This window comes from Streptomyces sp. NPDC034099 (assembly GCF_055575415.1).
The window spans coordinates 1-14,813 of record NZ_JBVISR010000001.1; the positions used below are offsets into that span (position 1 = coordinate 1).

Below are 14,813 nucleotides of genomic sequence, written 5' to 3' on the forward strand. Positions count from 1 at the left end.
CGGCCTGGAGATCGCCCTCGACTTCGCCCTCCAGTGCTCCCCCGACCACCCCTGGGTCCACAAACACCCCGACTGGTTCCACCACCGCCCCGACGGCTCGATCGCCCACGCCGAGAACCCGCCCAAGAAGTACCAGGACATCTACCCCATCGCCTTCGACGCCGACCCCGAAGGACTCCACGCCGAAACCGTGCGCATCCTGCGCCTGTGGATGGACCACGGCGTGCGGATCTTCCGCGTCGACAACCCCCACACCAAACCCGTCGCCTTCTGGGAACGCGTCATCGCCGACGTCAACGGCTCCGACCCCGACGTCATCTTCCTGGCCGAGGCCTTCACCCGCCCCGCGATGATGCACACCCTCGCCCAGATCGGCTTCCAGCAGTCCTACACCTACTTCACCTGGCGCAACACCAAGCAGGAACTCACCGAGTACCTCACCGAACTGTCGGGGGAGGCCGCCGCCTACATGCGGCCCAACCTCTTCACCAACACCCCCGACATCCTGCACGCCTACCTCCAGCACGGCCACCGCCCCGCCTTCGAGGTCCGCGCCGTCCTCGCCGCCACCCTCTCCCCCACCTGGGGCATCTACAGCGGCTACGAACTCTGCGAGAACACCCCCCTGCGCGAAGGCAGCGAGGAATACCTCGACTCGGAGAAGTACCAGCTCAAACCCCGCGACTGGGCCACCGCCGCCCGCGAGGGCACCACCATCGCCCCCCTCATCACCCGCCTCAACACCATCCGGCGCGAGAACCCGGCTCTCCGCCAGCTGCGCGATCTGCACTTCCACCCCACGGACAAGGAGGAGGTGATCGCCTACTCGAAGCGGCAGGGATCGAACACGGTTCTGGTGGTCGTGAACCTCGACCCCCGCCACACCCAGGAGGCCACGGTCTCGTTGGACATGCCGCAACTCGGCCTGGACTGGCACGAGTCGGTGCCGGTGCGCGACGAGCTGACCGGCGAGACCTACCACTGGGGCAGGGCCAACTATGTGCGCCTGGAGCCGGGCCGTACGCCCGCGCACGTCTGCACGGTTCTGCGACCGTCCCACCCGCAGATCGGAGGGTCACCCATCACATGATCGTCAACGAGCCCGTGCCGGACACCTTCGAGGACACCCCCGCCAAGGACCGCGACCCGGACTGGTTCAAACGAGCCGTCTTCTACGAGGTCCTCGTCCGCTCCTTCCAGGACAGCAACGGCGACGGCGTCGGCGACCTCAAGGGCCTGACCGCCAAGCTGGACTACCTGCAATGGCTGGGCGTGGACTGCCTGTGGCTCCCGCCCTTCTTCAAGTCGCCGCTGCGCGACGGCGGCTACGACGTCTCCGACTACACCGCCGTCCTGCCCGAGTTCGGCGACCTGGCCGACTTCGTGGAGTTCGTGGACGCCGCCCACCAGCGCGGCATGCGCGTGATCATCGACTTCGTCATGAACCACACCAGCGACCAGCACCCGTGGTTCCAGGAGTCCCGCACCAACCCGGACGGCCCCTACGGCGACTACTACGTCTGGGCCGACGACGACAAGCAGTTCCAGGACGCGCGGATCATCTTCGTCGACACCGAGGCGTCCAACTGGACCTACGACCCGGTGCGCAAGCAGTACTACTGGCACCGCTTCTTCTCCCACCAGCCGGACCTCAACTACGAGAACCCGGCCGTGCAGGAGGAGATGATCTCCGCGCTGAAGTTCTGGCTGGACCTGGGCATCGACGGGTTCCGCCTGGACGCGGTGCCGTACCTCTACCAGGAGGAGGGCACCAACTGCGAGAACCTCCCGGCCACGCACGCCTTCCTGAAGCGGGTGCGCAAGGAGATCGACGCGCAGTATCCGGACACGGTGGTACTGGCGGAGGCCAACCAGTGGCCGGAGGACGTGGTCGACTACTTCGGCGACTTCGCGGCCGGCGGCGACGAGTGCCACATGGCCTTCCACTTCCCGGTCATGCCCCGCATCTTCATGGCGGTCAGAAGGGAGTCGCGCTACCCGGTCTCCGAGATCCTCGCCAAGACCCCCGCGATCCCGTCCGGCTGCCAGTGGGGCATCTTCCTGCGCAACCACGACGAGCTGACCCTGGAAATGGTCACCGACGAAGAGCGCGACTACATGTACGCGGAGTACGCCAAGGACCCGCGCATGCGCGCCAACATCGGCATCCGCCGGCGCCTGGCCCCGCTGCTCGACAACGACCGCAACCAGATCGAGCTGTTCACCGCCCTGCTGCTGTCCCTGCCGGGCTCGCCGATCCTCTACTACGGTGACGAGATCGGCATGGGGGACAACATCTGGCTCGGCGACCGCGACGCGGTCCGCACCCCGATGCAGTGGACGCCCGACCGCAACGCGGGCTTCTCCTCGTCCGATCCGGGGCGCCTGTTCCTGCCCACGATCATGGACCCGGTCTACGGCTTCCAGGTGACGAACGTCGAGGCGTCCATGGCCTCGCCCTCGTCCCTGCTGCACTGGACCCGCCGCATGATCGAGATCCGCAAGCAGAACGTGGCCTTCGGCCTGGGCACCTACACCGAGCTGCCCTCCTCCAACCCGGCGGTCCTTGCCTTCCTGCGGGAGTACGGGGACGACCTGGTGCTGTGCGTCCACAACTTCTCCCGGTTCGCACAGCCCACGGAGCTGGACCTCAGCGCCTTCGGCGGACGCCATCCGGTCGAGCTGTTCGGCGGGGTCCGCTTCCCGGCCGTCGGTGACCTGCCGTACCTGCTGACCCTGGGCGGTCACGGCTTCTACTGGTTCCGGCTGCGCAAGGACGCCGTCTAGATACCGGCCCCGTCCCCGGGCGAGGCGGTTTCCACCGTTCCGCCCGGGGCACGCATCAGTAACCACCCCGACGATCCCGGGGAAAGGACGCGACGCCATGTCGGAAGCCGTCATACGCACCGATACGAGCCCTCCGGGCCTCCTTGCGTCACTTGATCCGCTGCTGCGGGAGTGGCTGCCGCGGCAGCGCTGGTTCGCCGGCAAGGGGCGCCCGGTCACCGGCTTCTCGCTGGTCGCGGCCACCGAACTGCTCCCGGCCGACTCTCGCCTCGGCCTCCACCACGTGCTGGTCCGCGCCCACCAGCCGCACACGCCCGCCGGTGGCGCGGCCGAGGAGCCCGGCGATTGCTACCAGCTCCTGATCGGCACGCGCGAGGCGTTGCCGCCCCGGCTCGCGCCCGCGCTGATCGGGCATGTGACCGAGGGCCCGGCGGCCGGACGCACCGCCTACGACGCCCTGTACGACACCCGCCCCGCCGAGGTGCTGCTGGAGGCGCTGCGCACGCGGGCCCGTATCGGCGCTCTGCGCTTCGAGCGCGGGGAGCCGGAGCCGGGACAGGAGATGCGCACGGGCGGGATACGCGGCGGGCTGGTGCCGCGGCTGATGACCGCCGAGCAGTCCAACTCGTCGGTCGTGTACGGAGATACGTTCATTCTCAAGCTGCTGCGGCGGATCGTGCCCGGCGTCAATCCCGACCTGGAGCTGCCGCTGGCCCTGGCCCGGGAGGGCTGCCCCCGGGTGCCGGCCCCGGCGGGATGGATGATGGCCGACCTGGCCGACGGGTCCTGGGTGCTGGGCGTGCTCCAGCCCTATCTGCAGGGTGCGACCGACGGCTGGGAGCTGGCGCTGCGCGAGCTGGCCAAGGGCGAGGACTTCGTCGCCGAGGCCCGGGCGCTGGGGCGGGCCACCGCCGAGGTGCACACCGCGCTGGCCCGCGCGCTGCCGACCGTCACCCTCGGCCACACCCAGGCGCGGCAGCTCTCCGACGGCATGATCGAGCGGCTGGAGGAGGCCGCGCAGGCGGTACCCCTGCTGCGGTCGTACGCACCCGCGCTGCGGACGGCGTTCACCGCGCTGGCCGACCTGGCCGCGGAGGGCCGCACCTGGACCGCGCAGCGCGTCCACGGCGACCTGCACCTCGGCCAGTGCCTGCGCTCGCCCGACGGGGAGTGGTCGCTGATCGACTTCGAGGGCGAGCCGGCGAAACCCCTGGCCGAGCGCCGGCTGCCGCAGCCGGCGGCGCGGGACGTCGCCGGGATGCTGCGCTCCTTCGACTACGCCGCCCACTCGGCCGAGGTACGCGTGCCGGGCTGGGCCGAGTCCTGCCGGGCCGCGTACTGCACCGGGTACGCGGAGGCCGGCGGCCGGGACCCGCGCACCGATCCGGTGCTGCTGCGCGCCTACGAGACGGACAAGGCGGTCTACGAGGTCCTGTACGAGGCCCGGCACCGTCCCGACTGGCTCCCCGTGCCCCTGGCGGCGGTGCGCCGCCTGTCCGTGCCCGAGCCCGCATGACGCCCACGCCCGCTCCCACTTCGCCCAGGAGGCCCCGCCCGTGACCCCCCGCCCCTCGTCCAGCGGCCCCGACCCGAAGAAGACGACCGGGAAGAAGACAGCCGGGAAGGAGACGGCCAAGGCCGCGAAGAAGGCAGTCACCAAGAAGGCAGTCACGAAGAAGGCCGTCGCCAAGAAGACGGCCCTCAAGAAGGCGGCCCCGACGAAGACCGCGCCCGGGGCGGGGTCGGCAGCCGCCGTCGCCTCCCCCGAGACCGAGGGCGCCGTCTCCCCCGCGCTGGACGCCGGCGACCGGGAGCGGCTGCTCTCCGGCACGCACCACGATCCGCACGCGGTGCTCGGCGCCCACCGGGTGCCCGGCGGGGTCGCGTTCCGCGCGTTCCGGCCGTACGCCCTGGCGGTGACCGTGCTGTCCGGGGAGCTGCGGGTCGAGCTGCACGACGACGGTGACGGGTTCTTCTCCGGTCTCGTGCCGCTGGACGAGGTCCCGGTCCACCGGCTGCTCGTGACGTACGAGGGGACGGTCCAGGAGGCCGAGGACCCGTACCGCTTCCTGCCCACCCTGGGCGAGCTGGACCTGCACCTGATCGGCGAGGGGCGGCACGAGCAGCTGTGGCGGGCGCTCGGCGCGCACCCGACGACGCGGGACGGGGTGGCGGGCACCCGGTTCGCGGTGTGGGCACCGAACGCGCGCGGGGTCCGGGTGGCCGGCGGCTTCAACTTCTGGGACGGTACCGGCCACCCGATGCGCTCCCTCGGCCCGACCGGGGTGTGGGAGCTGTTCCTGCCCGGCGTCGGCGCGGGCGAGCTGTACAAGTTCGAGATCACCCGGCCCGACGGCTCCCGCACCTTCCGCGCGGACCCGCTGGCCCGCCGTACGGAGGTGCCGCCCGCCACGTCCTCCGTCGTGCACGCCTCGGACTACACGTGGGGCGACGAGGAGTGGCTGGCCCACCGCGCGGACGCGCCCGCGCACGAGGCGCCGATGTCGGTGTACGAGGTCCACCTGCCGTCCTGGCGTCCCGGCCTGACCTACCGCGAGCTGGCGGAGCAGCTCCCCGCCTACGTCGCGGACCTGGGCTTCACCCACGTCGAGCTGATGCCGGTCGCCGAGCACCCCTTCGGCGGCTCCTGGGGCTACCAGGTCACCGGCTTCTACGCGCCCACGGCCCGGCTCGGCGACCCCGACGACTTCAAGTACCTGGTCGACCGGCTGCACCGGGCCGGGATCGGTGTGCTGATGGACTGGGTGCCGGCGCACTTCCCGCGCGACGACTGGGCGCTGGCCCAGTTCGACGGGCGCCCGCTGTACGAGCACTCCGACCCGCTGCGGGCGGCGCATCCGGACTGGGGAACGCTGGAGTTCGACTTCGGCCGCCGGGAGGTGCGCAACTTCCTGGTGGCCAACGCCGTGTACTGGTGCGAGGAGTTCCACATCGACGGCCTCCGCGTGGACGCCGTCGCCTCGATGCTGTACCTGGACTACTCGCGCGAGCCGGGCCAGTGGACGCCGAACGAGCACGGCGGCCGGGAGAACCTGGACGCGGTGGCGTTCCTCCAGGAGATGAACGCGACGCTGTACCGGCGGGTGCCCGGCGTCGTGACGGTGGCGGAGGAGTCGACGGCCTGGGACGGGGTCACGCGGGCCACGCACCACCAGGGGCCGAGCGGCTTCGGCGGACTGGGCTTCGGGCTGAAGTGGAACATGGGGTGGATGCACGACTCGCTCGAGTACATGAGCCGCGAGCCGGTGCACCGCAAGTACCACCACGGCGAGCTGACCTTCTCCATGGTGTACGCGTACAGCGAGAACTACGTGCTGCCGATATCGCACGACGAGGTGGTGCACGGCAAGAAGTCGCTGGTGTCGAAGATGCCCGGTGACTGGTGGCAGCAGCGTGCCAACGAACGGGCGTACCTGGGCTACATGTGGGCCCACCCCGGCAAGCAACTGCTGTTCATGGGACAGGAGTTCGCCCAGGGCGCGGAGTGGTCGGAGGCGCACGGCCCCGACTGGTGGCTGCTGGACCCGGAGTACGGGGCGGCGGCGGACCACCGGGGCGTGCGCGACCTGGTGCGGGACCTGAACACCGTCTACCGGGCCACGCCCGCGCTGTGGCGGCGCGACACCCATCCCTCCGGGTTCGCCTGGGTGGCCGGGGACGCCGCCGAGGACGACGTACTGGCCTTCCTGCGCCTGGACGCCGACGGCACCCCGCTGCTCGCGGTGTCGAACTTCGCCCCGGTGGTCCGCTCCGGCTACCGCCTCGGCGTTCCCGACGACGTCCCGGCCTGGCACGAGGTGCTCAACACCGACGCCGCCCGGTACGGCGGCGGCGACGTGGTCAACCCGGACCCGGTCAAGCCGGAGGCGCAGGGGTGGCACGGCCGCCCGGCGAGCATCCGCCTGACCCTGCCGCCCCTGGCGACGGTGTGGCTGCGCCCGGCCTGACCGTCAGCCCGCGTCGCCCGCGTCCACCAGCCCCTTCGGCAGCGGCTCGCTGTGCAGGACGGCGAGGCGCTGGGTGGCGCGGGTGAGGGCGACGTACAGGTCGCTGGTGCCGTAGCGGCCGGGCTCGACGACCAGGACGGAGTCGAACTCCAGGCCCTTGGACTGGCGCGGGTCCAGGAGGACCGTCTTCCGCGTCAGATCCGGCTCGGCGCCCGCCGTCACGCCGTCGAGCCGGGACGCGAGAGCCCGGTGCAGCTCGCGCGGGGCGATGACGGCGAGGCGACCCTCCTCAGGGGCCAGTTCCCGGGCCGCCTCGGCGACGGCGGCCGGGAGGTCGCCGGTGGCCCGGACCCAGGGGCGTACGCCCGTCGAGCGCACCGAACTCGGCGGCGTGAACTCCGGGTCCTCGGCACGGACCACGGCCGCCGCCAGGTCCATGATCTCGGCCGGGGTGCGGTAGTTGACGCCCAGGCGGGTGTGCTCCCAGCGGTCCTCGACGTAGGGGGCGAGGATCTTCGACCAGGAGCCGACACCGGCGGCCTCCGCGGTCTGCGCCGGGTCGCCGACCAGGGTCATGGAGCGGGTCGGGCAGCGGCGCATCAGCAGCCGCCAGGCCATCGGGGACAGCTCCTGCGCCTCGTCCACGATGATGTGCCCGAAGGCCCAGGTGCGGTCGGCCGCCGCGCGCTCGGCGGCGCTGCGGTGGTCGTCCTCCTCCTGGCGCTCGGCGAACCGCTCGGCGTCGATGATGTCGTGCGCGGACAGGACCTCGGCGTCCTCCTCGTCCTTGTCCTCGAACTCGTAGGTCCGGGACGCGTACGACACGTCCAGCACGCCCTGCGCGTAGGCGATCTGCTCCTCGCGCTCGCGTTCGGCGCGGGAGCGGGCGATCCGGTCGTCCACGCCGAGCAGTTCGGCCGCCTCGTCCAGCAGGGGCACGTCGGCGACGGTCCAGCGCCGGGTGACCGGGCGGCGGACGGCGGCGGCGTCCTCGGCGGGAAGGAATGCCTCGGGGGCGGCGAGGAGGTCGGCGACCAGGCGCTGCGGGGTGAGCCTGGGCCACAGCCGGTCGATGGCGGACCAGACCTCGGGGTTCTCGGCGAGTTCGTCGCGGATCTGGGTGATGTCGCTGGGGTCGAGGAGATTGCCGCCGTCGTAGGGGTCGGTGCCGATGCGCTCGGCGACCATGTCGGTCAGGGTGTTGAGGATGTGGCCCTCGAAGTGCTCGCGGGCCGCGTTGTGCGGCAGCTTCGCGGCCCGGGTGCGCTCGCGGGCGACGTTGACCAGGTCGTCGTCCAGCATGAGGATCTCGCGGTCGTGCTCGATCGCGATGACCGGGTCGGGCAGCGCCTGCCGGTCGCGGACCGCCTCGGCGAGCACGTCGGCCATGCCGGCCCGGCCCTTCACGGCCGCCGCCTCGGGGGTGTCCGCGGCGGTGGCCTTCACGCCGGGGAACAGCTCGCCGACGGTGGCGAGGAGCACGCCGGTCTCGCCGAGCGAGGGCAGCACCTCGCCGATGTAGCCGAGGAAGGCCGGGTTGGGGCCGACGATGAGGACGGCGCGCTTGGCGAGCAGTTCACGGTGCTCGTAGAGGAGGTAGGCGGCGCGGTGCAGGGCGACGGCGGTCTTGCCGGTGCCGGGGCCGCCCTCGACGACCAGGACGCCGCGGTGCGGGGCGCGGATGATGCGGTCCTGGTCGGCCTGGATGGTCTGCACGATGTCGCCCATGCGGCCGGTGCGCGCGGAGTTCAGCGCGGCGAGCAGCACGGCGTCGCCGGAGGGGTCCTCGTGGCCGGTGCGCCTCTCGTCGCCGAGGTCGAGGATCTCGTCGTGCAGCGCGGTGACCGTACGGCCCTCGCTGGTGATGTGCCGGCGGCGGCGCAGCCCCATCGGGGTGTGGCCGGTGGCCAGGTAGAAGGGGCGGGCGACACCGGCCCGCCAGTCGATGAGGACCGGGGTGCGTTCGGCGTCGTCGGCGCGGAGTCCGATGCGGCCGATGTGGTGGGCCTGCCCGGAGGTGAGGTCGATCCGGCCGAAGCAGAGGGAGCCGTCCACCGCGTTGAGCGCGGCGAGCAGCCCGGAGCGCTCGGCGACCAGGATGTCCCGCTCCAGGCGGGCCTGCTGGGGGGTGTTGCCCTGCGCGAGCGCGTCGGTGACGGAGTCCTCGGCGTCGCCGCGCAGCGCGTCCACGCGCGCGTACAGTCCGTCGATGAATTCCTGCTCGTGCAGCAATTCATCGTCCGGAAATTCGGTGTTTGACAATTCCACTCCCGGCCGCATATACTGTGCCTACTGAACTTCTTCGCGACCTCATTTTTCTGAAGTCACGAATCAATGAATATACGCAGAGAAATCCCCCGAGCGCAATTGCTCGGGGGATTTTTTCGTGTGCCGACGGGTGCCGACCGGTCTGCCGGGCCCGGTCAGAGCACGTCGGCCAGTTCCTCCAGGAGCCGCCGCTTGGGCCGGGAGCCGACCATCGACTTCACCGGCTCGCCTCCGCGGAACACCATGAACGTCGGCATCGACAGCACCTTGTACGCGTTCGTGGTCGCCGGGTTCCGGTCGACGTTCAGCTGCACCACCCTCAGCCGGTCGCCCTCCTCCTCGGCCAGCGCGCCGAGCACCGGCGCCATCTGCCGGCAGGGCGGGCACCAGTCGGCGGTGAACTCCACCAGCACGGGCAGGTCCGACCCGATCACCTCCGTCGCGAAGTCCGCGTCCGTCACCTCGGGCACCCCGCTGGTCTTCATCCGTGTCCTCCCAGTTCGCACTTGGGCTCCGGACCCCCCGGAGCCGCCGCCTCGGCCCGCGTCAGCTGCGCGGCGACCTGCGCGCGCACCGACGTGAGCTGCTCGATCAGCGTGTCCAGCTCGCCCAGCTTGCGCCGGTAGACCACCAGGGACGCCGGGCAGGAGTCGCCCTCGGGGTGCCCGGCGCGCAGGCACTCCACGAAGGGGCGGGTCTCCTCCAGGTCGAACCCGAAGTCCTGGAGGGTCCTGATCTGCCGCAGCAGCTTCAGGTCGTCCTCGTCGTAGGTGCGGTAGCCGTTGTCGCCCCGCCGCGCGGGCAGCAGGCCCCGCGACTCGTAGTACCGCAGCGTCCGCGTGGTGGTCCCGGCCCGTGCGGCCAGCTCGCCGATTCGCATGCCGACGAACGTAAGCCTTGACCCGGACGTCAAGGCAAGAAGCCCCGCGCCGGGGGGAGGGCGCGGGGCTTCTTCGGGGGGCCGGGCGGCTGAGCAACGGGGGGAGCACCTCAGCCGCCCGGCGTACGGGGGCGTCGTACGGACGTCAGGCCTTCGCCAGCTCCTTCTCGCCGCCCTGCTCGGGCAGGTGGTCCGGCGCGTCCTCGCCGCCGGCGGTGCCGTGGCCGTCGTCGAGCAGCGTCTTCTCGTCGAACGGGGCCCGGCCGGCGAGCACCTCGTTCACCCGGTCCTTGTCGATCTCCTTGGTCCAGGTGCCGATGAGGACGGTGGCGACGGCGTTGCCGCCGAAGTTGGTCAGGGCGCGGGCCTCGCTCATGAAGCGGTCGATGCCGACGATCAGGCCGATGCCGTCCACCAGGGCGGGCTTGTGCGACTGCAGGCCGCCGGCCAGCGTGGCGAGACCGGCGCCGGAGACACCGGCGGCGCCCTTGGAGGCCACCAGCAGGAAGAGCAGCAGCGGGATCTGCTCGCCGATCGACATCGGCGTACCCATGGCGTCCGAGATGAACAGCGAGGCCATGGTCATGTAGATCATGGTGCCGTCGAGGTTGAACGAGTAGCCGGTCGGGACGGTGATGCCGACCACCGGCTTGCTGACACCCAGGTGCTCCATCTTCGCGATGAGGCGCGGCAGCGCCGACTCCGACGAGGAGGTGGACAGGATCAGCAGGAACTCGCGGCCCAGGTACTTGAAGAGCGAGAAGACGTTGATCCCGGCCACGACGCGCAGCACCGTGCCCAGCACCAGGAAGAGGAAGAGGAAACAGGTGACGTAGAAGCCGAGCATCAGCACGGCCAGGCTCTTGAGCGCGTCGACGCCGGCCGAGCCGGTGACGGCGGCGATGGCGCCGAAGGCACCGACCGGGGCCGCCCACATGATCATCGCCAGGACGCGGAAGACCAGCCGCTGGATGTGCTCGATGCCGCGCAGCACGGGCTGGCCGGCGTTGCCCATGGCCTGCAGCGCGAAGCCGCAGAGCAGGGCGACCAGCAGGGTCTGCAGGACCTCGCCCGCGGTGAACGCCGAGACGATCGTCGTCGGGATGATGCCGATCAGGAAGTCGACGGTGCCCTTGGCCTCCGCGTCGACCTGTGCCTGGCCGGTCTCCTTGACGGCGTCGGTGACCGCGAGGCCCGTGCCGGGGTCCAGGATGTTGCCGACGATCAGGCCGATGGCGAGCGCCACCAGCGACATCACCAGGAAGTAGACGAGGGCGATGCCCCCGACCGCGCCGACCTTGGCGGCCTTGCGGACCGAGCCGATGCCCAGCACGATCGTGCAGAAGATGATCGGCGAGATCATCATCTTGATCAGGTTCACGAAGCCGGTGCCGAGCGGCTTCAGCTCGGTGGCGAAGTCCGGGGCGATCAGACCGACGGCGATACCGAGGGCGACCGCGATGATCACGGCGATGTAGAGATAGTGCGTGCGGTCGCGCTTGGCTTTGGGTGCGGCAGGTGCCGTAGCGGCGTTGCTGGTCACGGCTGCCCTCCTTGACGGCGTCGTCGGTACTCACCGGCGTGCGGCTCACGTCCGGGGGTTTGTATCGGGGATGCGGTGACTATCTCCCGGCGTGTGAGCGCGGTCACCCTTGCGTTCATTTAGTTCACAATCCAGCCACGAGGGAGACTGGCGGCATGCACCTCCGTGTCCCGAGACCCCGGAGCCTGGCCGGGCAGCTCTTCGCCATGCAGGCCGTACTGATAGCGGTCGTCGTGGTCGGCTACGCGCTGTTCAGCTACATCAGCGACCGGGGGCAGGCGGAGGAGGCGGCCGGGCGCCAGGCCAGGGCGGTGTCGCTGGCGATCGCCGACTCGCCGTCCGTGGCGGAGGCGATCCGCACCCCGGACCCGACGGCGCGTCTCCAGCCGTACGCGGTGCGGGTCATGCGGGACACCGACGTGGACTTCGTGACGATCATGAACCCGCAGGGCATCCGCTGGACCCACCCCAAGCCGAACCAAATCGGCCATCCCTTCCAGGGCCACATCGAGCGCGCGCAGCGGGGCGAGACCTTCACCGAGACCTACACGGGCACGCTCGGCCCCTCGGTACGGGCGGTCGCACCGATCACGGACGACGGCCGGATCGTCGGCCTCGTCTCCGCCGGGATCAAGGTCGAGGAGATCAGCAAGCGGGCGCGGGAGCAGCTCACGGCCCTGACGGGGGTGGCGGCCGGGGCGCTGCTGCTCGGGGCGGTCGGTACGTACGTGATCAACGCGCGGCTGCGCCGGCACACGCACGGGATGAACGCGGACGAGCTGAGCCGGATGCACGACTACCATCAGGCGGCGCTGCACGCGGTGCGGGAGGGGCTGCTGATGCTGGACGGGCAGTACCGGGTCGCGCTGATCAACGACGGCGGACGGGAGTTGCTCGGCGTGCGCGGTGACGTGGTCGGCGCCTCGGTCGCGGACCTGGGGCTGCCCTCGCAGCTGACGGGGGCGCTGCTGGCGTCGGAGCCGCGGGTGGACGAGGTGCACCTGGCGGCGGAGCGGGTGCTGGTGGTGAACACCTCGCCGGTCTCCGGCGGTGAGCACCGGGGCACGGTGGTGACGCTGCGGGACGTGACCGAGCTGCAGTCGCTGACGGGCGAGCTGAACTCGGAGCGCGGTTTCACGCAGGCGTTGCGGTCCCAGGCGCACGAGGCGGCGAACCGGCTGCACACGGTCGTCTCGCTGATCGAGCTGGGGCGGGCGGAGGAGGCCGTGGAGTTCGCGACGGCGGAGCTGGAGCTGGCGCAGGCCCTCACCGACCAGGTGGTGGCGGCGGTGAGCGAGCCGGTGCTCGCGGCGCTGCTGCTGGGCAAGACGGCGCAGGCCAACGAGCGGGGAGTGGAGCTGGTGGTGTCGCAGGACAGCCGACTGGACGACGGACTGCTGCCGCCGTCGCTGCCCGCCCGGGACCTGGTGACGATCCTGGGCAACCTGGTGGACAACGCGGTGGACGCGGCGCAGGGGGCGGCGCCGTCGCGGGTGACGGTGGCGGCGTACACGGAGGCCTCCGGTGCCGGCGGCTCCGAGCTGGTGCTGCGGGTGTCGGACACCGGCGCCGGGGTCGATCCCGCCCATGCCGACCTGGTCTTCCAGCGGGGCTTCTCGACCAAGCCGGCCGGCGAGGGCGGACGCGGCCTGGGCCTCGCGCTGGTCCGGCAGGCGGTACGGCGGCACGGCGGCAGCCTGACCGTGGCGGAGGCGGAGGCCGGCGGCGCTCGCTTCGAGGCACGGCTGCCGCTGGGCGACGCCGGGGGGCGCGGGGCGACACCGGCCACCACGGCGGGCAGACCGGGCGCCGGGGGCGCCGTATGAGCACCGCCGAGCAGCCCATCCGGGTCCTGGTCGTCGAGGACGACCCGGTCGCCGCGGACGCGCACGTCATGTACGTCGGCCGGGTGCCCGGGTTCATCGCCGTCGGCAAGGCCCACACGGGCGCGGAGGCCCGGCGGATGCTGGACCGTACGCCGGTGGACCTGCTCCTGCTCGACCTGCACCTGCCGGACGTGCACGGTCTCCAGCTTGCCCGTTCGCTGCGGGCGGCGGGGCATCACACCGACGTGATAGCGGTGACGTCGGCGCGGGACCTGACGATGGTGCGCGAGGGGGTGTCGCTGGGCGTCGTCCAGTACGTGCTGAAGCCGTTCACCTTCGCCACCCTGCGCGACCGGCTGGTGCGCTACGCGGAGTTCCGGGGCACGGCCGGAGAGGCCAGCGGCCAGGACGAGGTGGACCGCGCCCTGGCCACCCTGCGCGCCCCCGGCCCGGCGGCCCTGCCCAAGGGCCTGAGCGGCCCGACCCTGGAACGGGTGACGGGCGCGCTGCGCGGCTCGGCCGAGGGCCTCACGGCGGCCGGGGTCGCCGAGGTGGTGGGCATCTCCCGCATCACGGCCCGCCGTTACCTGGAGCACCTGGTCGACGCGGGCCGGGCGGGCCGGAGCCCGCAGTACGGGCAGGTGGGGCGCCCGGAGCTGGTGTACCGGTGGGCGCGGGGCCGGTGAGCCGTGCCGCCCTGCGGGCCTGCGGGCCTGCTCGGCGTCTCCGGCCGGGTCGGGTACGGCCCCGTCACGGCTTCCACCCCTTCCACCGTGCCACCCCGTGCGTACGGCCTCCCGCCTGCGGGGCGCTCACGCCGCCTTCGCGTACCACACGACCTGCGCGGCGAGCCCCGCCACGGCGAGCGCCTCCAGCACCGAGAGTGCGACGAGCAGGGCACCGGCGTCCCCGTTCGCCCAGAAGACGGCCAACGCCGCCAGCGGTACCGCGCAGAACGCCGTCAGGTCGATCACGGTCTGGATCGTCTTCCGGGACCGGCGCCGGGTGTCGGTCCGGTGGTACGCCTCCCACCCGAAGGTCGCGAACCCGCCGCCGTGCGCCGCGAGTTCGGCCAGCTTGGGCCCCAGGTCGTCCCGGACGTAGAGCCCGATCGCCGAGATCTTCTCGTCGTTGACGAGGTAGGTCCACCCGAGGACGAGGCACACCGGCGGCAGCGCGAGGAGCATCGAGGGCTGCTCGGCCTGTGCCGTGGCCGCGATGACGGCGGCCACGACGGCGAGCGTCACGTAGAGGAGGTTGTCCCGGAACCCGATCCTCGCCCTCTGCTCGCTCTTCACGCTCTCGTACTCGGCGAGCAGCAACTGCCCGACCGTGACGTCCCGTTCCGGCACTCGAATCCCTTCTCCCAGCGGTGGCTCATGACTATGCCGGGCACCCGCGTCGAGAAGGGCCGGCTCCCCGGCAGTCCCTCGGTCCGAGCCGGCCGACTGGACGCCCTGGTGGTCCCGGGCATGCTTGCAAAACAGTCATGTCGGCCAAGCGCGGCCCCCTACCCTGTCCCTGATGACACGGGGTATGCA

At 71.6% G+C, this 14,813-nt stretch carries 11 protein-coding genes; 6 read left to right on the forward strand and 5 right to left on the reverse strand.

Annotation, left to right across the window (positions count from 1 at the left end):
* The 4 genes from ACZ56V_RS00005 to glgB form a co-directional block, all read left to right on the forward strand.
* A partial coding sequence (locus ACZ56V_RS00005; protein ID WP_468937983.1) for an alpha-amylase family glycosyl hydrolase occupies positions 1-1,090 on the forward strand: 1,090 nt, incomplete at its 5' end.
* Positions 1,087-2,787: a maltose alpha-D-glucosyltransferase gene (treS, locus tag ACZ56V_RS00010; RefSeq protein WP_468937986.1), complete on the forward strand. Its 1,701-nt coding sequence runs from the start codon at positions 1,087-1,089 to the stop codon at positions 2,785-2,787. The genes ACZ56V_RS00005 and treS, both read left to right, overlap by 4 nt.
* Before the next feature lie 97 nt (positions 2,788-2,884).
* Positions 2,885-4,303 (forward strand): maltokinase N-terminal cap-like domain-containing protein, encoded by a 1,419-nt coding sequence (locus ACZ56V_RS00015; protein ID WP_467381538.1) that lies wholly within the window; start codon positions 2,885-2,887, stop codon positions 4,301-4,303.
* A gap of 40 nt (positions 4,304-4,343) precedes the next feature.
* Positions 4,344-6,755 carry a 1,4-alpha-glucan branching enzyme gene (glgB, locus tag ACZ56V_RS00020; protein ID WP_468937989.1) on the forward strand — a complete coding sequence of 804 codons (2,412 nt, stop codon included), beginning with the start codon at positions 4,344-4,346 and terminating at the stop codon, positions 6,753-6,755.
* A gap of 3 nt (positions 6,756-6,758) precedes the next feature.
* Here glgB and ACZ56V_RS00025 read toward each other — a convergent pair whose 3' ends face one another.
* The 4 genes from ACZ56V_RS00025 to ACZ56V_RS00040 all read right to left on the reverse strand — a co-directional run bounded on the left by ACZ56V_RS00025 (position 6,759) and on the right by ACZ56V_RS00040 (position 11,446).
* Positions 6,759-9,035, reverse strand: a complete 2,277-nt coding sequence (locus ACZ56V_RS00025; RefSeq protein ID WP_468937992.1) for a HelD family protein — start codon at positions 9,033-9,035, stop codon at positions 6,759-6,761.
* Positions 9,036-9,178: 143 nt separating this feature from the next.
* Positions 9,179-9,493 (reverse strand): thioredoxin, encoded by a 315-nt coding sequence (locus tag ACZ56V_RS00030; protein WP_104631750.1) that lies wholly within the window; start codon positions 9,491-9,493, stop codon positions 9,179-9,181.
* 11 nt (positions 9,494-9,504) lie between these two features.
* Entirely contained in the window at positions 9,505-9,903 is a 399-nt protein-coding gene (locus ACZ56V_RS00035) for a MerR family transcriptional regulator (protein WP_398917008.1), read from the reverse strand.
* A gap of 145 nt (positions 9,904-10,048) precedes the next feature.
* Positions 10,049-11,446, reverse strand: coding sequence for a cation:dicarboxylate symporter family transporter (locus ACZ56V_RS00040; RefSeq protein WP_468937996.1), 1,398 nt, complete (start codon positions 11,444-11,446; stop codon positions 10,049-10,051).
* A 155-nt stretch (positions 11,447-11,601) separates the two neighbouring features.
* Between ACZ56V_RS00040 and ACZ56V_RS00045 the strand changes: the two genes are divergently transcribed.
* Both ACZ56V_RS00045 and ACZ56V_RS00050 read left to right on the forward strand, forming a co-directional pair.
* A complete protein-coding gene (locus tag ACZ56V_RS00045) occupies positions 11,602-13,272 on the forward strand; it encodes a sensor histidine kinase (RefSeq protein WP_468937998.1) in 1,671 nt (556 codons plus the stop codon).
* Positions 13,269-13,958, forward strand: a complete 690-nt coding sequence (locus ACZ56V_RS00050; protein ID WP_468938000.1) for a response regulator — start codon at positions 13,269-13,271, stop codon at positions 13,956-13,958. The genes ACZ56V_RS00045 and ACZ56V_RS00050 overlap by 4 nt, the downstream gene beginning before the upstream one ends.
* A 126-nt stretch (positions 13,959-14,084) precedes the next feature.
* Here ACZ56V_RS00050 and ACZ56V_RS00055 read toward each other — a convergent pair whose 3' ends face one another.
* A complete protein-coding gene (locus ACZ56V_RS00055; RefSeq protein ID WP_468938003.1) occupies positions 14,085-14,624 on the reverse strand; it encodes a hypothetical protein in 540 nt (179 codons plus the stop codon).
* Between the last annotated feature and the right edge of the window lie 189 nt (positions 14,625-14,813).

Excerpts from the sequence above, each read along its gene's own strand:
- treS (WP_468937986.1), top strand. The coding sequence starts at position 1,087 with ATGATCGTCAACGAGCCCGTGCCGGACACCTTCGAGGACACCCCCGCC.
- ACZ56V_RS00015 (WP_467381538.1), top strand. The coding sequence starts at position 2,885 with ATGTCGGAAGCCGTCATACGCACCGATACGAGCCCTCCGGGCCTCCTT.
- ACZ56V_RS00025 (WP_468937992.1), bottom strand. The coding sequence starts at position 9,035 with ATGCGGCCGGGAGTGGAATTGTCAAACACCGAATTTCCGGACGATGAA.
- ACZ56V_RS00035 (WP_398917008.1), bottom strand. The coding sequence starts at position 9,903 with ATGCGAATCGGCGAGCTGGCCGCACGGGCCGGGACCACCACGCGGACG.
- ACZ56V_RS00045 (WP_468937998.1), top strand. The coding sequence starts at position 11,602 with ATGCACCTCCGTGTCCCGAGACCCCGGAGCCTGGCCGGGCAGCTCTTC.
- ACZ56V_RS00050 (WP_468938000.1), top strand. The coding sequence starts at position 13,269 with ATGAGCACCGCCGAGCAGCCCATCCGGGTCCTGGTCGTCGAGGACGAC.